Annotated in this window: 8 protein-coding genes and 3 tRNA genes; 3 read left to right on the top strand and 8 right to left on the bottom strand. The window is 59.5% G+C overall.

Going from position 1 to position 18,222, the window contains the following annotated elements; genetic code table 11:
• Nucleotides 1–124 precede the first annotated feature (124 nt).
• Both ACJJVH_RS04570 and ACJJVH_RS04565 read right to left on the bottom strand, forming a co-directional pair.
• Nucleotides 125–201 (bottom strand) — tRNA-Asp (locus ACJJVH_RS04570).
• 50 nt (nt 202–251) lie between these two features.
• Nucleotides 252–328, bottom strand: a tRNA-Asp gene (locus ACJJVH_RS04565).
• Between the two features lie 392 nt (nt 329–720).
• Here ACJJVH_RS04565 and ACJJVH_RS04560 point away from each other — a divergent pair.
• Nucleotides 721–796, top strand: a tRNA-Val gene (locus tag ACJJVH_RS04560).
• A 360-nt stretch (nt 797–1,156) separates the two neighbouring features.
• On the opposite strand, the gene ACJJVH_RS04555 is transcribed toward ACJJVH_RS04560, so the two are convergent.
• The 6 genes from ACJJVH_RS04555 to ACJJVH_RS04530 all read right to left on the bottom strand — a co-directional run bounded on the left by ACJJVH_RS04555 (nt 1,157) and on the right by ACJJVH_RS04530 (nt 15,471).
• Complete coding sequence (locus ACJJVH_RS04555) at nt 1,157–2,449, bottom strand: capsule biosynthesis protein (protein ID WP_412064821.1); 1,293 nt, start codon at nt 2,447–2,449, stop codon at nt 1,157–1,159.
• A complete protein-coding gene (locus tag ACJJVH_RS04550; protein WP_412064820.1) occupies nt 2,449–4,026 on the bottom strand; it encodes an LTA synthase family protein in 1,578 nt (525 codons plus the stop codon). The genes ACJJVH_RS04555 and ACJJVH_RS04550 overlap by 1 nt, the downstream gene beginning before the upstream one ends.
• 194 nt (nt 4,027–4,220) lie before the next feature.
• A complete protein-coding gene (locus ACJJVH_RS04545; RefSeq protein WP_412064819.1) occupies nt 4,221–5,009 on the bottom strand; it encodes an SDR family NAD(P)-dependent oxidoreductase in 789 nt (262 codons plus the stop codon).
• A 17-nt stretch (nt 5,010–5,026) separates the two neighbouring features.
• A complete protein-coding gene (locus ACJJVH_RS04540; protein WP_412065132.1) occupies nt 5,027–6,385 on the bottom strand; it encodes an aminotransferase class I/II-fold pyridoxal phosphate-dependent enzyme in 1,359 nt (452 codons plus the stop codon).
• 62 nt (nt 6,386–6,447) lie between these two features.
• The gene (locus ACJJVH_RS04535) at nt 6,448–13,896 is read right to left on the bottom strand and encodes a type I polyketide synthase (RefSeq protein WP_412064818.1); all 7,449 of its coding nucleotides are present in this window, start codon (nt 13,894–13,896) and stop codon (nt 6,448–6,450) included.
• Between the two features lie 396 nt (nt 13,897–14,292).
• Nucleotides 14,293–15,471, bottom strand: coding sequence for a polysaccharide biosynthesis/export family protein (locus ACJJVH_RS04530; protein WP_412064817.1), 1,179 nt, complete (start codon nt 15,469–15,471; stop codon nt 14,293–14,295).
• A gap of 670 nt (nt 15,472–16,141) precedes the next feature.
• Between ACJJVH_RS04530 and ACJJVH_RS04525 the strand changes: the two genes are divergently transcribed.
• Both ACJJVH_RS04525 and ACJJVH_RS04520 read left to right on the top strand, forming a co-directional pair.
• On the top strand, nt 16,142–16,978 hold the full coding sequence (locus ACJJVH_RS04525; RefSeq protein ID WP_113370196.1) for a class I SAM-dependent methyltransferase: 837 nt from the start codon (nt 16,142–16,144) through the stop codon (nt 16,976–16,978).
• Between the two features lie 158 nt (nt 16,979–17,136).
• A complete protein-coding gene (locus ACJJVH_RS04520; RefSeq protein WP_412064816.1) occupies nt 17,137–18,189 on the top strand; it encodes a hypothetical protein in 1,053 nt (350 codons plus the stop codon).
• The last annotated feature ends 33 nt before the right edge of the window (nt 18,190–18,222 follow it).

Below are 18,222 nucleotides of genomic sequence, written 5' to 3'. Positions count from 1 at the left end.
AGCGTACTACCGAGCGGGATTTATCAATGTGTTGCGACGGCATCGCGACAAATGGGCGCAATCGCGAAAAGGCTACTTCGCAATCGCAGCAAATTGATGTTTGATTGTAATGGTTTGGGAAGAATGGCGCGAGTGACGGGGCTCGAACCCGCGACCTCCGGCGTGACAGGCCGGCACTCTAACCGACTGAGCTACACCCGCGCATTGCTTGGCCTTTCGGCCGGGCGCCAGAACCGGAACTTTCCTTGAAATGGCGCGAGTGACGGGGCTCGAACCCGCGACCTCCGGCGTGACAGGCCGGCACTCTAACCGACTGAGCTACACCCGCATTTCATTTCAAGCAGTCCGGATGCTTGCGCACCCATCAAAGCGGCCCTCGCCGTTCGATGAGCGGCTAACTACGGGGTTCGTGTTTGGGTGTCAAGCAGGTTTGAATACAAATCGATGACAGAGTGCGAATTGTTTTGGACAAGCAGACCCGCAAATTTCCGCTCCCGCGATTTGGCATGGCAGGTTCCCGCCTCATGCATTTCACTCGGCCTTCGTATGCACAGGGATGGCCGGCTGCGGGCGGGCCGCTCAATTGTGGATGAGCACGACCGCGAAGTCGCAAAAATCAAAAAAATCAAAAAATCTTCACAAACACTCTTGCGGTTTTTCCTCGTTCCGCATAGATCACGGCCACCGAATGCGGCGGGCCAAATGACCCGCTTCGCTGAAGGGCGATTAGCTCAGTTGGTAGAGCGCCTCGTTTACACCGAGGATGTCGGGAGTTCGAGTCTCTCATCGCCCACCACTCTTCCAGAATCGAAATGTCTGTTGGATAGATCAAGACTACGCGAAAGCATTCTTGATGCGCGATTATGCGCCGTTCAGTAGTTACCGAAGATAACGACGGTCAAAAGCACTCCGGAAACAAGCACGAGAGCCGCGATGATCATCAGCAGCTCCTTCAACATGAATCTTTCCATTCTGCTGTCATCCATGGTGTTTGCCCCCAGCAAACCGTTATGCACATCTCTTGTTAACAGCGAATCACCGCCCGAGATCTGATACCAATCCACATGTAAGAAGTCGTATTGTCAATTTCAGGGCCGGTAGCCTTGCAAATTGACAGCTGCCAGCCGCAAAGAGTGAATTATCTCCCATATCTGGCTCATGGCACCTCGATCTTCGACGGCCGCTGCCGGGGCGGCGAATCGATATAGGCGCCCGGCAGATTGACCGTGCACGACAGCACTCTTTCGGCGATCTGCGCGGCCGCAGCAGCAGCCCCCTCCCCGGAACAGAAATTGCCGCGCACCTGCACGGCCGCGGCGAGCAAGCGGAAGAACGCATCGCGAAGCTTCGGCGATGGCGGCATCGGATCCGACCAGAAGAGATCCAAGGCGCGCCGGTCGCTCAGGCCTTCGATATCGTAGATCGCGGCTCCGAGCGCCTTGACCGGCTTTCCGGCCTGCAGCGCCGAAAGCGCGGCTGTCGAATTGACCGTCACCATGCCCTGGCTGGCAGCGATCAACCGGTCCAGATTGCCGCCGTCTATGAAATGGACGCGAAAAGACAGTCCGCACGCAGCAGCGATACGATCGACATAGGCCCTCCAGTCCACGAGCCCGTTATCCAGCGGATGCAATTTGAGAACGAGATGCGTGTGCGGATCGGCATTTTCGGCAAAGGACCGGAGAATCAGCCTGATGGCATCCTGCTGCTGACGAAAGGGAGAATGCGCCCGAAGCTGAAAATCGGTCTGAAGCTGCAGCGGATAAACGAAGAATCGCTCGCCGCCGGCAATCAGATCCTCTATCACGCTTTCGGCTTCACGCACCCGCCTGCCGCTTGAGGGAAGTCTCCTCAGCCACCCGGCATATTCCATCAGCGGATGATAGAGCCCGTGCCGCCTGTATCCCGGATACAAAAATCCCAGGAAAACGGTTGGAAGATAGTAGGCGAGATCGTAAAGCGCTTCCGCAAGGAATGTCTGGCTGAAGCGGCGCGTCCAGTCCGGCTCGGGCAGATCGGACGCGGCTTCGAGGATATGGGCGGCATCCACCGGAAAATGGGAGTTGGAGGACAGGCCGTCGCGCTCGAGCGTTACCCAGTCCGGCCGTAAATATCCCATCTCCACGACGTTGACGCGCACGCCGGCCCGATGCGCCTCCTCGATGGCGACGCGATGATAGGGGCGTTCCTCGCCATGCAGAATCATGTCGGTCGTACCCTCGACCTCGATCAGACGCCGGACGTAGGCACGCCAGCCGTCGAAATCGCCGCGATAGTTGAAGGCATTGGAGCGGCGCCACGAAATCCGATCCCCGGCGTTCAGATTGATGCGGATGCAGCGGCCGCCGGCCACTTCCAGCTTTCTGGCGATCTCGGCGAACAGCGGTGAGGACGGCCCCTGCAGAAACAGGAATACACGCGGGGAAACGGTCCCTTCCCCGGTGGCCATTATTCCGGAACCTCGGTGCTGAGGCCCGCATAGCGCAGCAATGTCCCGATCAGGTTCCAGGGAGCCTCTTCCTGGGCCGGCTCCGGCTTTTGAGAATGAGCCCGCGCGCGGCCAAGGGGAACGATGACATAATCCGTTCGCGGATCCGGGAACGGATCGGCAAAAGCCTTCAGCAAGGGCGCGTGATCGCCGTAAAAAAGCAGCCATACCGGGCGATCCAGCTTGTCGAGGTGATGGGCCAGATTGCCGAGCGCATGATCGGCGCGCATCAACAGCTCACCGTATATATCCACCGGATTGACCAGATCGCCGCAACGGCCCGGCTCCCACGGCCCATGATTCGCCATGGAGGCGACAAAGACGAAATTCTTGTTCGTGCCATCGTCGTCGATCGTCCGAATCACGCTCTTCGTCAGCGACAGGTCGCTGACGTACGGGCCGTCGCGCTCGGGATTGTGATCGAACTCGTCCAGCATCATCATCCGGTCGAATCCGAGCTGCGGCAATGCCTTGTGACGCAGGAAAAAGGTCTTGTCGTAAGGGTGAATGAACTGCGTATTCCACCCGGCCTTCTTGAGCCGCGCCGGCCAGACGACGTCCTTGTAATGACTGGCGCGCAGATAGGGATAGCTGGCGTCGATGTGCACATTCTCGGGCAGCAAGCCGCTCAACACCGCAAATTCGGTCCGCAGCGTATAGCCGCCCTCGAAGACGCTGGTCATGCGGCCCCATTGCGCGGCCTGCTCACGCAGGCGGTCGAGATTGGGAAGCTTGATGTTCTTGACCCCGAAGTGCCTGAGGTCGATGAAGGATTCGGATTGCCAGATGACGATGAGCGGTTCGTCGTCGCCATGCTCCCACAACTCCTGAAGCGCCGACATGAAGCGCCCGGACAACTCCGAAACGATCGCCTCGCGCCTGACGCCAACCCAGATGACGAAGTGAAACACGACGGAGGCGAAGGTGCCGAACCGCACGGTATCTATCTTGACGTCGACCTTGCCCAGGAACTTCTGGGTGAAACGGCAGACCGGTTCGCTGACGATCCGGCTGAAAAGCGCAAGCCATGGCGCAAAGGCGAGAAGCAGGCCCAGAAGCACCCAAAACACGCCGTTTGAAGCCGGAAGAACCGATGGCTCCAGATACATGTAAAGGCCGCTGATGCCGAATACGTAAGCGACGGCGATTGCCCAGAAAAAGATGTTCAGCGAAGTCGCGTAGAAAATCTCTTTGTATTTGAAGACATCGACTACGAGGGCAATGTCGGAAAACACCAGCGGCTCGCGAATAAACTCGAATTTCGCCCTCGAAATCCCCGTGAAGATGACAAAGAAACTGATGACCGCCTGCGTGCTGTAGATCGGACGCCAGGAAATCGCGAAGAAGGCGGCGTAGATCAATGCGATGACCGGAATTCGCACTGCGCAGTCATAGGCCAGGCGCCACCAGCTTCGTTCCGCACGATTCTGCGCATTGACAGCCGCCGGCATCGCAAAAGGATCGGTCAGAAACACGATGACGCAGGAGAACGCGAAGCAGGCGAGCGTCAGAAGAATTGGAAAATCATGCAGCTTCAAGTTCGCGCCATCCAAATGCCGGCTGCCTGCCGCAGCGTTTTCCAAATTCGCGAAGAACTGGCCGCCAATTCCTTAAACCTTCCCCTGCCCATACGCTACCGATAGCGCAACACTGACAATTGCTTCGCATTCCTTAGCATAATCAAAGCCGTGGTCCGACCCATCGGCAAGTCTCCGCCTTGCTTCTTTACCAGTTATTTTCGCGTTTTCCGAGAAAACCACCACATTAGCCATGGCTTTATCAGCGGACCGAAATACGCAAGTGCCGTCAGCGAAAATCCAAAGTAAATTTTGGCCTGCCCGCGATCCAGTCCACGGACGATCCTTGAAGCCACCGCCTCGGCGCTCCACGGCTTCACAGACCCCATCAATATTTCCGCCTCCAGAGGTCTCAGGGAGATTTCCCGCCGATACTGCGGCGTCAGCGTATCGGGCGGGAAGCAGATGGAAACACGCACGCCGGCGGCTGCGGCTTCGGCGCTCAAAGCTTCGGCGAAGGCTGCCAGCGCCGATTTGGATGCGCAATAGGCGGTGTAGCCGAAGATGCCGATCAGAGCGGCACCCGAGGAGATCATCATGATGTCGCCTCTACGTCGGCTCTTCATGCTCTTGTAGACTGCTCGAACGGCATTCGCCGTTCCGAGAAAATTGATGGCGATCTGCTCATCGAAAACCGATGCCGGCATCGCATCGAAAGCCTGGGGTTCAACGACACCGGCCGAGGCGATGAGAATGTCGCAGGGGCCGAAGGATGCCTCGCAAAGCTCCACCGCTTCCATGGTTCGTGCCGCCGAGGCGACATCCACCGAGACCGTCTGGATAAGGGAGCCGTCGACGCCCTGAAGCGCTGCGATTTCGGCCCGCGCTTCCTCAAGCCGTCCTGGATGGCGAGAAAGAAGCGAAACCCGCGCGCCCCTGGCTGCATAAAGCTTCGCTATCGCCAGACCAATTCCGCTTGAGCCTCCCGTGACGATAACATGCATGCGATGATCGTCCTGACTTACGGGCTGTCGGGAACGATACCCGTGGGCAAAAATTGCATCATCTTGTCCATATCAAGCGCTGCGAGACCGAAGTTCCGATCCTGCAGGCTCTTGAGCTTTTCGGCCGTGACCGCAACCGCACGCCGGATTTGCTCCTCCGTGTGGTTGCAGGTGATGAAGAAGCGAAGCCGCGCCATGCCTTCCGGCACCGCCGGATGGATGATGGGCAGCACGTTGATGCCCTCGGCCAGCAGGTCGTTCGAAAGCTGCGCCGCCCGGAGCGAATCGCCGACGATGACAGGCACGACCGAATGGCCCATGCTGAGGCCGGTATCGAGGCCCATGGCCCTTGCCTGTTCGAGGAACAGCTGGCCGTTGCGCCTGAGGCGTTCGATTCGCGCCGGCTCGGATTGAAGGATATCGAGGCCGGCAACCGCGGCGGCAGCAAGAACGGGCGAGAGCCCGACGCTATAGACGAAGCCACCGGCTTCCGCTTTCAGAATATCGGCAAGCGCGCTGCTGCCGGCGATATAGCCGCCGCAGCTCGAAGTCGTCTTCGACAGCGTGCCCATCCAGATATCGATGTCGCGCGGATCGAGATCGAAATGCTCGAAGGTGCCGCGGCCGGTCTTGCCGAGAATGCCGAATGCATGCGCCTCGTCGACCATCAGCCAGAAGCCGTAACGCGCCTTCAGCTCCAGCAGGGCCGGCAAGTCGGCGATATCGCCATCCATCGAATAGATGCCTTCGACGATCACGAGAATCCGGCGAAAATCCGATGACAGCGTTTTCAGAATGGTCTCGAGATTCTCGATATCATTATGCTGAAAAAGCCGCCGCGCCGCGCCGGAAAGCTTGATGCCGGCAAGCGCGCTGTTGTGAATGAACTCGTCATGGATCACCAGATCCTGTGGTCCCATGAGGCAACCGATCGTCGCGACATTGGTCAGATAACCGCTGACGAAGCACACGGCGGCATCGACGCCGTAGACCCCGGCAAGCTTTCGCTCCAGCTCCACATGCCCGGGCCGCTCGCCGGCCACCAGACGGCTCGCCGAGGCCGAGATTCCGAAACGATCGATCGCCTGCCTGGCGCTTTCGGCCACATGCGGGTCGGTATTGGTGCCCAGGTAATCATAGGAGGCAAAATTGACGAACTCACGCCCGCCGATACTCGTCGTGGCGCCGGCGGCGACATCGTGAGAGCGATAGAAGGGATTGGCAACCCCGAGCATTTCGCCCGCAATTCGCTGCGTTGCGACGCGCTTGTATTCCGGCAAATCCTCGAAACGCGTTGCCTGACGCTGCTGCGGCACCGGCTGCCTGTTCAAACGTTCCGCCCGGTTGCGCCCGGAGGATTCGCCGACGCGGCGCATCTGCTCGAGCAGCTTGCTTTTCTTCTGCTTTGCCGGATTGCCATCGTTGGCATCATGCGTGGTCACTGAACCGCCCTTTTTTCCTGCTCCGCGGCATGGCTGCGCGCCAGACGCTCGACCATGTCGTCGTCGCCTGCGGCGTCCTTAGCATCATCGCCGTTGCGATTCATCACACGATCCCGCAATCGGCTGACGACATCGCCCACGGTCGTACCCTCGCCGACACCGCTCAGCGGGATATCGAAGCCGGTCTTCTGCTGGAAGCTCATGCCGAGCTCCATCGCCATCAAGCTGTCGAGACCGATATCCTTCAATATCTTGTCGGGCGTCACGGTATCTTCCGTCACGCGAAGGATCGCGGCGATTTCCGCGGCGACCAGAGCATGCAGGGCAGCCTGGGCCTCCTCTTCCGATTTGCCGTTGATCAGCTCCTTGAGATCGATGCTGTCTCCCTCGTTCAGGGCCTGATGGCTACCCGCATGCCGCATAAGCGGTTCGAACAACGAGCGAGCGGAGATCGGCAACAGGCGAACGGCGTTCCAGTCGATCTCGGCGATCATGACGGCCGCGGCATCGACGGCGCCGGTATCTGCCAGCATGTAGCGCTCGACCTGCTCCAGCGCATCGCGCGCCTTCAAGGCAGCCTTGCCGATGCGCTTGGAGAGAAGATCGTTGACTTCGCCGTTACGCGCCAGGAAGCCTTTATCCGCGATCGCACCGAACCCGACCGCGAGCGCTGGTTTGCCCTGAGCGCGGCGCGCACGCGCCAGGCCTTCCAGATAGCCGTTCGCCATCACATAGTTGGCTTGTCCCGGATTGCCGAGCATGGTCGTTGCCGAAGAGAAGAGCAGGAAAAGCTCCAGCCGGTCTTCCCTCGTCAGGCGATCGAGAATGTCGGCGCCGCCGATCTTGACCTCGATAACGGGGCGATTTCGCTCCGGCGTCAGGTTGGCAAGGAGCGCGTCGTCCAGAACCATGGCAGCGTGGACGACGCCCTTGAGCGCGCCTTCGGCACGAAGCGAGGCAAGCAATGCGTCGACAGCGGCTGCATCGGTGATATCGCAGGCGTGGAGCGTCGCTGTGACACCTCGCTTTGCCCAATCGCCCATCGCCTTCTTCGTCTCCGCGTCGGCAATGCCCCGGCGCGAGCACAGCGCAATGCGGCGCGCGCCTCTGGAAACCAGCCAATCGGCGGCGGAAAGCCCGAAACCGCCGATGCCGCCCGCAACCAGGAAAATGCCCTTGGCGTCGAACCGCAGAGACTTCGCCGGAGCCCGCAAGACATTGTCGACACCCGGAACCGGCGGCCGCACCACGATCTTGCCGATATGACCGGCATTCTGCATCAACCGGAACCCGTTGCCGATCTCATCATAGGCGAAAGCACGATACGGCAGCGGCGTCAGTTGTTCATCGGCGAAAAGCTGGCCGATTTCCGTGAAAATGCGCCGCGTCACGTCGGGTACGTTGACCAGAAGCTGATCGGCATCGATGCCGAAATAGCTGACATTGCGCCGGAACGGACGCAGACCGATTTTGCGGTCGGCGTAATAATCGCGCTTGCCCAGTTCCAGGAAGCGGCCGAAAGGCTTGACCAGTTCGATGCTCCGCTCCATCGCTTCCGAGAAGAGCGAATTGAGAACGAGATCCACGCCCGCGCCGCCCGTAAGGCCGCGCACGCCGGAAACGAAATCCAGAGAGCGCGAATCGAGCACATGGTCGGCGCCGAGCATTTCAAGGAAGCCGCGCTTCTCGACCGTGCCGGCAGTGGCGATCACCCTGGCACCCTTTAGCTTGGCGATCTGAAGCGCCGCAAGACCGACGCCGCCGGCAGCTCCATGGATGAGAATGGTTTCGCCCGGCTGAATACGTCCGAGTTCGACCATCGCATAATAGGCAGTCAGGAAGGCAACCGGCACAGTGGCCGCGGCAACGGTTTCCATCCGCTCCGGCAGCCTGGTCACGCCGTCGCGCCGGACACGCACATGGGTCGAAAACGCAGCGGGCCCGATGCCCATGACCTTGTCGCCGGGCCTGAGATCGTCGACCTCGTCGCCTACGGCAAGAATTCGCCCGGCGAACTCCATGCCGATCGCGGCGCCGGCAAAGCCGTCTTCCAGCGCCTCCTCGGGCAGGAGGCCCATAGCCCACATCACATCCCGGAAATTGAGGCCGGCGGCTTCGACGGAGACGACAACCTCTCCCTCCTCCGGCACGGGAACGCTTGCGTCCTCCCAGGCCACGCTATCCAGCCGGCCGGCCACATGCTGCCGGATCGTTGCCGCAGCGAAATCGCGGCGGCTTGCCTCGACTGCGTCGAAGGGACCGGCGGCGGCCCTGATCTCCCGCACCTTGCCGGTCGCGCGATCCAGAAACCATTCGCGATTATCCGTCTCCGCCGTCATCAGGGTATCGATGATGGAAAGCGTTCGCTTGCTGTCCACCTCGGCATCCAGCAGATGAACGTCGAAGGCATCGTATTCGTTCTGCAGGACACGCCCAAAGGCCCAGAGGCCGGCATTGGCGTCATCGATGGAAGCGGATGCCAGCGGGGACCCGCCGGGTGCAATGATGACCAGCCGGGACTTTGCCCCACCGTCCTGCTGCGACAACAGATTCGCCAGCTCCGTGAAGATCGAAAGACGCGATAGCGAGCGCTCCGTCGCATCGCCACGCTTTGTATCCGCAATGTACACGATCCGGCGAATATCGCCGTCGATCGCGTCGGCAAGATCTACGGAGGACGCACCGAGGTCGATGAGCGTCATCCCCTCGTCAAGCTTGCCCAGACCCTTCTTGCCTTGTTCCGACAAGATCAGGAGCGGCTCGGCCGTCTCCTCCGCGATGTCCGCCTCCGGCCGCAGGCCCGGCATGGCCGATACCGAAATCAGCGAACCTTCGGGGAAAGTCGACTCGCAGATATCGGGCTTGGCAAAGCCAAGGGCATCCAGGAGATCTTCGATCTGCTGCGGTGTCCCAAGCCGTCCAACCGGAAACTCCGCCGATTGACTATCGGCAAACCAGCCCTCGGACAGACCGAAGACGAAATCGTTGAAAGCACTCGGCGCATGATCGGCCAGCAGCAGCTGTCCGCCGCTTATGGCGACCTTCCGGAGAATCCGCTTGATGTCCTCATTGTGCCGCATCAAATGCTGGCTCTGATCGCCGGACGCGACCACGATGTCGGCAACCATGCTCTCGGTCAGCTTGGCAGGATCCGCGACGACAACATGCGCGTCACGCTCGAAAGCGATCTCCAGCGCCCGCCGCGCTTGCTCCTTCGGCTCGGCAATGACGAGGCATGCGCCCGCAGCGGCGGCAATCGCCGCCAGCTTTCGGCTGTAAGCGGCCGATACCGAACCGATTTCCAGAATGTGCCCGATCATCCCGGCATTGGCTTCGACAGAGGCGGCCAAAGCCTCAGCCAGCATCGAAAGCCGCCTCTTGCTCAATGGGGAATGAACAAGCACATGTTCAAGCGTCGCCGCGCTCGATGAACTCGCACCCTGGGTGGCGGGCTCGCGCTCCAGGACATGCGGGCGCATCATCGACAAATGCTCTAGCGTCTCGCGATAGGCGTTGCCGACAAGAACGCTCTCCGCCACACGGCCGGCATCCTCGCGATAGATCTCCTGCAGCAATTCCGCCAACGGAGGCAATGTCGGCTCCTGCGGAACCTTCCATTTGCCGTCACTCGCAGTCGCGATGCCGGCGTCCTCCAGAATATAAAGGCAATTGACGAGGAAGGACCTGAACGCGGAATCACCGGGAAGGCTGGAAAATGCGACGCTGCCGCTACGGCCGCCGACCGCCAGCGCTATGTCGTGACAGGCGCGATAGATCGCGGCATCGAGAAGAAGGCTCGCATTGTTGAGCGCATGGTTTTCCCCGGAACCGGGTAACGACGAAATCCAGGAAGCGCTCGCACCGGCATCTTTCCGGGCGAAAAGAGCCGAAGGCATGTTTTCATAGTGAAACGCAACGGATTCGAGCGTCGCCCGACGGCGCAGCTGCGTGCGGCGGAAGCGGCAATCATCGAGAACCGCAATCGGCTTTCCGCCCGCATCGAACAGTGAGAAGCGCGCCTTGATCGAATGTACGCTGAAGCGATCGATCTCGATCCGCGCCTTGACGATGGATCTTCCCGCGCCGAAGGCCTTCACGGTGCCGAAGTGAACGGGAATATAAGGCGCCCCGGTGTCGTCGCCCGAGAATTGGTCGAACAATGCGACGAGACCATGAAAGGCAGTATCGACCGACATGGGGTTGAGATTGTAGGTTCCGAAGGGATGCGACGGCAAAGCCGCCGGCTTCAGGTCCACTTCGATCACCCGATGACCGAACGCCACCGCCTTCGACAGAAGCTGGAAATGCGGGCCGTAATGCAGTCCGAAACGCTCCGCCGTCTCATAGGTCACGTCGGAGGTCAGAACGGTTTTGCGATGCTTGCCCGATCGAGGGGTCGACTCGCCGGCTTCCCCGGCACCTACCGGCTTGCGGCAGCGCCCGACAGCATGGACCGTCCATTCGTCATGGCTGAGCCGTTCACGCGACCGGATCTCGATATCTCCGGTCTCGGCCGACAGGATGGTCGACAGCTCGACCATGCGGTCGTGGGGCAATTCGAGCGGCCGGATGATCTCGAGGTTGCCGATTTCAACCTCGTCCGCCTCGTAATACTGCTGGGCGGCCGTAACGGCGATTTCGACAAAGCCGCTGCCGGGCATGATCGCCTTGCCATCGACCACATGTTCCGCAAGATCCGGGAAAAGACGGGCATCAAGGTGGTTCTTCCAGTTCGAACCGTTGAAGTCCGTCCGCCAGCCGAGCAGCGTATAGGGACCCTTCCGATCACGCCCGAAAATATCGATCGCGTCGGTGGTCTTTGGGGTATGAAGCTCCACCGGCTCGAACGGCAAAGGCGGAAGCTTGACGAAAGCGTTCCGCGTGGCGCTTCCCCGCGCGCGTAACGCAGGCGCGCCGTTGGCAATCGCCCGGGCGAATGACTGCGAAACCGGATCGTGCCCGGCAACCGGAGCTTCACGCAGCAAGGTCGGGATGGCAATGACCTGAACCGATGCCTGCTTTGCAATCTCCGCCACATAGTTGGACAGGATCGGGCGCGGCGAAATTTCGATGAACAGGTTGCATCCCATGGCGATCGCCGTCTGGCAGCCGGCCTTGAAGAGCACGGGATCGCGCACATTGCGCCACCAGTACTGCGTATCCAGCAGGCGGCCATCCCGAAGTTCGCCGGTCACGGTCGAAATGAAGGTCCCCGCCCCGCTGTCCGGCGCCAGATCGGGCAGATCCGCGAAAAAGGCGTCCCTCGCGCGATCGATGATGGGATGGTGGAACGGATAGTTGATGTCGAGGACATGGGCGACGATCTGCGATTTGCGCGCCGCCTCCCGATATGCCTCAATCTCGTCGGCCGGGCCGGAAATCGTCACGGAATTCGGCGTGTTGATCGCCGCGATATAGATATTGTCGAGACCGCGGGATTTCGCGAAGGCCAGCGCCGCATCCTCGCCGAGGACCACGGCTGCCATCTTGCCCTCGCCGGCCAGAAGATCCTGATGCAGCGAACGCTTGGCGACGATTGCGACCGCCTCGGCCGCCGTCAGCACCTTTGCGGCATAAGCGGCCGCGATCTCGCCGACGGAATGGCCAAAGACGGCATCCGGCTTCACACCCATCGACCACAGGCAGTCCGAAAGGGAGGCCTGGATCGCAAACAACAATGGCTGCGCGACCTTGGTGTCGGCCAACCGCGCGGCAAGATCCGGCGCAGCCAGAATATCGGTCAGCTTTTCGCCGAGATAATATTCAAAAAGGGCGCTAAAGGACTGGAAGCACTGCCGGAAATGGCGGTTTTCCTGATAGGCGCCGACGCCCATGCCGGCCCATTGAGCACCGTTGCCGGAAAAGACGAAAGCAATTTTGGTCGCCTGCGCCGGCGCTTCGCCCGCCTCGCCGACCGAATGCCGTCCGGCCAGATGTGCGTCGATCGCAGCCAGAATGGCGACATTATCCCTGGCACGCGCGGCAAAGCGATGGCGCATCGGTTCGCGATTGGCGGCGGCCGAAGCTACGATCTGGCGAGCCTCCTTGGGGTCGGCACTTTCGAGACGCGCCCTGTACTCCTTAAGAAGCGCGGAAAGAGCGGACGCCGTATGAGCGCTTGCCGCGAAAATCACACCCTCGCCGCGGAGTTGCGGTTCGGGCGGCGCTATCGGGTCGGGATCGCTGATTACAACGTGAGCATTCGTGCCGCCGAAGCCGAAGGAGTTGATCCCGGCGAAGCGCGGCTGCTTTGCGGGAAGAAGTTCGATGGCAGACGTATTGACCCGGACGTTCAGGCCCTCGAAGTCGATCGACTCGTTCGGGTGGTCGAAATGCAGCGACGCGGGAAGGAAATTATTCTCCAGCGCGATGACGGCCTTCAGCAGACCGAACAGGCCGGATGCCGGTTCGGTATGGCCGATATTGGTCTTGATCGAACCGATCGGCACCGGCGCGCGCCGGTTGCGCCCAATGACTTCGCCGATCGCCCAGATCTCGGCGGGATCGCCGACCTTCGTTCCCGTTCCATGCCCTTCGATGAAGGCGATGCGATTGACGTCGATGTTACGTCCCTCGTAGATCGACTGCAGCAAAGCCGCCTGCGCCTCGCGGGACGGCATGGAAATGCCGTTGGTGCGCCCGGACGAATTCACCCCGGCGGCGTGTATCCTGGCATAGCTGCGATCCTTCTCGCGCATGGCGACATCGGTCCGCCGCAGCACGATTGCGGCGCCGCCTTCCGCACGGACGTAACCGCGCCCATTATCGTCATAAGCGCGGCAAAGCCCCTCCGGCGACAGCATGCGCGCCTGTGCGAAGCCCACGAAGGACATGGGATTAAGCAAGATATTGATGCCGCCGACGATCGCGGTGTCGATCTCCCCGCCTTCCAGAGCCGTGATTGCCTGATCGAGCGCAACCAGCGACGATGAACAGGCCGTATCGATCGTCATGCTCGGGCCGCGCAGCCCGAATATGTGCGATATGCGGTTGGAAACGATGGAAAGCGTATTGCCCGTCATGAAATACGGGCCGCCCGACGCCGGGTCTTCCAGCGTCAGGTTGCCGTGCTCAAGCGAGGATGCCCCGACGTAAACGCCGACCCGCTGCCCCTCGAAACCGTCGATCGGCAGGTTTGCGTCCTCCAGAGCGCGCCAGACGACATTCAGCAAGATGCGCTGCTGCGGATCCATCTGCATCGCCTCGCGCTGGGAGAGGCTGAAAACGGCGGGATCGAAGGCGTATACGTTATCGAGAACGCCTGCGGCATAGGTATAGGTCTTTCCTGGAACTCCCACAGCCGGATGCCAAAAGCGCGCAAGATCCCAGCGCTCTTCAGGTATCCGGCTTATCGTGCAGCGCCCTTCTTTAAGGACAAGGCGCAGTTCTTCAATCGAACTCGCCCCGGGGGCAACGCTTGCGCGTCCGATAATTTCAACCGTCATGATCTCTCAGCAATACTTCATGAACTGCGTCAGATGCGCTAATTTTGATATCAGCTACTCACACTCATAGTCATCTGTGGTTGCTACCGATAAAAAATCCGCGTGTACAGCCAATATGCGGCAGTGCAATAGCCGATGCAATATGCGATCTCTCGCGCCTTTGGTTTCTCTTGAAAACGGCGGCACCCATCCCCATCAGCAGGGTGAGTTCCACCGATCGGCTGGCAATGAGTTTCCTTTGCTTTCAATGCGTGATTCGTCACGCTCATACAAAAGTCGGCACTTGCCGACCGATAGAGGCGTCGTGGCCCTGAGCGCATTGACCGGACCGAGGGATCGCCGGCTCAAGCCCGATCGCCTCGACCATGCGGACCCTCAGGGCCTCCACTCTTTGGTTTACTGTCCCAGATTCGCAGCCGTAGCCGCGCCCTGTGAGGCGATGCCGAGCGGGGTTCCGATGAGGCTGAGGAACTTGCGGATATCGACGGAAGGATGGCGCGAGACATAGATGACGTCGCGGCTCTTGACCGGGAACGTCTGCCCGACGATCAGGCTGTCGGGCCTGGACATGTCAAAGCGATAGACGATCGGATAGCGTCCCTTGGCATCCGCCGCCATCCCCTTGCGCAGCAGCTCTTGGAAGCGGGCCGGGCCAAGCAGGCTCCGGGCGATTTCCGGCTCTTCGTACCGGAACAGGAAGAAGCCCGTGGCATTGCTTGCCGCGTCGACCGCGCCATGGCCCAGCGCAACCGCCTCGAGCAGGTTGAGATCGTTAGCGCCGAACTCGATGCGGCCGCTTCCGCGAACGGAACCGAGCAAGGTGAAGGTTCTCGGATCGCGCACCAGGAAAATCTGGTCGCCCGGACGGACATAGATGTCTTCCGAAGGGTGCTCGATGATCGATTTCAGCAGAACCGTTCCGGTCCTGTTGCCGCGAACCAGCGTGACATAGGTTTCGTAAGGCTGCGTCACCGGGCCGCCGGCCTCGGCGATCACCTCGGTTATCTTCTTGCTGGTCAGGTCCAGCGGCACCATGGAAGGACGCCCGACCGCGCCGGAAACGGTGATGGTGCGCGACGGCGCGCCCGTGCTCGTGACGATGACATCCGGCTCGACGGCCTTGGTCGCCAGAGCCGCAAGGATCGCCTGGCGCGCCTGCTCGAGCGTCTTGCCGGCAAAGCGCACCGAGCCGGCATAGGGGATCGCCGCCGTGCCGTTCGGCTGCACGACGATATCCATCGACACCTGCTTCGACTGCGCCGTCGAGAACAGGCCGTCGACACCCGCTTCGAAAATCGTGACCTTCAGCGCATCGCCGACGCCGATCACGACAGGCCCGACGCCGCCGCCCATGCCGAAGCGGCGATTGAGCGTGGAGGAAACATAATCGGAAACGAGACGCGCGCTATGGCTGTCTATGTCGACAATATCGAAAACCGCGGCATTGCGGCGACCAAGCTCGGCGCTGGACTGTCCCGCATCGCTCTCGATGCTCCCAGCCAACGGCCCCTCGCTCGAGACCGAGTTACATCCCGTCAGAACCACGCAAAACAACACGGCGCCAATACGAATCAATTGCAAAACCTCAAACCTATCAGCTGCCGCGATACCTGATGGGCATACGCCCGACATGGAATGCATCAAATCCAGCGACGCTTTGAAAAGCATAATGGGGACGCGTCAACAAGCCCATATACCGGGAATACAATCAAAAAAATCGGTTGCGGTCATCCGATCACACCTGGAGATCAAAGAACGTCCGATCGTATGGGGTATAAATCCCAAAGGTGTCGATGACAATTTACAGGGATATTCTTTGAAGATTTAAAATTAAAATTTTCTGAATGATAAAAAGGAGTCATTAAGTAATAACGGCAATGGAAATCTGCCCGACCGGGGAAAACACGCTCCTTTGATTCGCACTTGTCCCGCTTTTCATATGATTGCTATTGACTGTAAAAGGACCGGATGCGAACCCGCAACGTCTGCAGAGATGACCGACCGCAATGATCAAAGTTTGCAGGCCCACCGCCTTTGGCGTAATGCCGATGGGAATTGCAGAAGCAGCCCACAACCTCGGCGATTGTGGATTGCCCGCGGGTATTCATGAATTACGCAAGCTTGCTCCGGAATGTACTTTCGAGGCAGGAAACGATGGAAAGCTGGTATTGCTCCTCCATTCGAAGCCGATCCGGCAGTCTCTTCAGATCGGCATCAGGCCGACGGTAATGAAGGTTGTATATTAATGCTCGGTTTTTCAAGACGTTCCCCAAAGAAGGCATCGAAAAACTCCCTGGAGATATTCGATCAGTATGAGCAAGCCAAGCCAGCCCATCAGAATGCCGTCGATGCCCTTCAGGGATGGAACTGCGCTTTTCCGCCGGCGCTCAAGCTCACCGCCGGCAAGCTGCCTCTCTATGCGGACGACCGCATAGCCTGGGCATTGCAAACCTTCGGATCGATAAAAGGCAAGGCCGTTCTCGAAGTCGGCCCGCTGGAGGGAATGCACACTCATATGCTGAACGGCCAGCGGCCGGCGCGAATAGATTCGATCGAGGCGAACCGCCTCTGTTTTTTAAGGTGCCTGATTACCAAGCAGATCCTGAATATCGACACGGCCGCTTTCATGCTGGGCGATATCCAGGCATGGCTGACCGAGCATGAGGAAGTCTACGACTTTGCGCTTGCGTCCGGCGTCCTGTATCATATGCCTGATCCCGGTGAGTTTCTTCGCTTGCTGGCGAAGCGCTGCAATGCCGTTTTCATCTGGACGCATTTCGTTCTGGAGGAGGCAATGCCTGCGGACGACGTGCGGCGGCTGCCGTTCAGTGGCAAAGTCGAAACGAAAATGATAAACGACATTCCGGTACGCTATTACGAGCGCAGCTATCATCATGCCAATGCCAACGCCTCCTTCTGCGGCGGCATGAAGGACCGGCACTTCTGGATGCACAGAGACGACATATTGACACTTTTGCGCGAATTCGGCTTTAACGAGATCACCATCCGAGATGAAGATCTCAGTCATCCCGGCGGCCCCAGCTTTTCGCTGCTGGCGCGAAAAGCGCCTGCAAATACCTGACGGGGCTCGAATGTCGGAACTCGATATTTGCAATGTCGGCGAGCATCACGCGGCTCATGGCCCCGCGCGCGGCAAACACCTCCCCGGATCTCGCCCCAGTGGGGTGAAAGCGCCGGAGGATATCCGTGCTTTTTAACCTCGAATACGATCGCGGCAATGTGCTCGAGGGCTATCTCATCCCCGACGGCTTTTCCGACAAGCCGCAAATCAGGGTATCGGATGCCGACGGCGATCTGATGGTGCTCCCGTGTAATCAGGTCAAACAGGCAGTCATCGATTCGGGAAGGCATGAAGACGGTCTTGTCGGCTTCAAACTCGACACGACGGTCATTCCGGATCTGGCGAAACGCACGTCGCTGATGATTCACGATGCCAAATCCGGACTATTGATCTACCGGCGGCCCCAGACGCCGAACATAGTTCCCTTAAAGGTGCTGCGGCTTGAGACTCAGCTGTTGCCGATGGTCAAGTTCGATTACCACTGTGGCCGCCATTTTCAGTATGAGCTTTCATCCGTCGAACGCTTCGGCCATGAAACGGCCTTGCAAGCCTTTCATCTAAACGCCATCCGGTCGATCTATATTAGCGGCCGGCTGCTGATGCGCAATTATGAGGAATTCCTCGACAAGGGTTTCAAGGTCATCGTGCTGCTTACGGACCCTTATTATGAACTGGCTCTGCGGATATTCCTTCTGAAGCGAATGGCGAAAACTCAGATTTCCTTCTTCGGCGACCGGGACAAGATCATTCTGGCGCCTGCCGCCGAACATCTCGCCGAGGTCAACCTGGAAAGCGAAGCCTCCCTCAAGATGGCGCTGAAGAAGGCGCCTCAGAATGTCAGAAACGTTCTGGTGTCGCCGATCACGCGGCAATTGGCCACGACGATACCGGAGCAAACCGTTACGCGCAGCGATGTCGCCACCGCTATCGACCTTCTATCGCGTTTTGCCGTTGTCGGCTTCGATACGGACAGCTTCTATTTTCAGCAAGCCGTCGGCGAGTTGCTGGGGATTTCGGTTGACGATTTTCCGCTGACCCCCAGGCATAGTGCTCTTGAAAACATTGCGACGCGGCTGCGTTCATTGCATATTGCCGAACTTATGCTCGAAGAGGATTTGATTTTCGATCACTATGTGCGTGAGGCGATGAAACCGAAAGCTCCTGACTTGCCGCAAACGATTAAAAACCCACATGCCAAAACCAGTCATTGAAGACGCGATCGTTCAGGAATATCCGCGGGTAAA

Origin of the sequence: Rhizobium sp. SYY.PMSO, from assembly GCF_046840415.1 — a bacterium.
Lineage (GTDB): Bacteria > Pseudomonadota > Alphaproteobacteria > Rhizobiales > Rhizobiaceae > Rhizobium.
Note: the sequence above shows the minus strand (reverse complement) of the source record. Positions and strands in the feature narration are given on the sequence as shown.

Coding starts and splice junctions, on each gene's coding strand:
- ACJJVH_RS04540 (WP_412065132.1), bottom strand. CDS start 6,385: ATGCGCCGCGTCGGCGAATCCTCCGGGCGCAACCGGGCGGAACGTTTG.
- ACJJVH_RS04545 (WP_412064819.1), bottom strand. CDS start 5,009: ATGCATGTTATCGTCACGGGAGGCTCAAGCGGAATTGGTCTGGCGATA.
- ACJJVH_RS04525 (WP_113370196.1), top strand. CDS start 16,142: ATGCTCGGTTTTTCAAGACGTTCCCCAAAGAAGGCATCGAAAAACTCC.
- ACJJVH_RS04535 (WP_412064818.1), bottom strand. CDS start 13,896: ATGACGGTTGAAATTATCGGACGCGCAAGCGTTGCCCCCGGGGCGAGT.
- ACJJVH_RS04555 (WP_412064821.1), bottom strand. CDS start 2,449: ATGGCCACCGGGGAAGGGACCGTTTCCCCGCGTGTATTCCTGTTTCTG.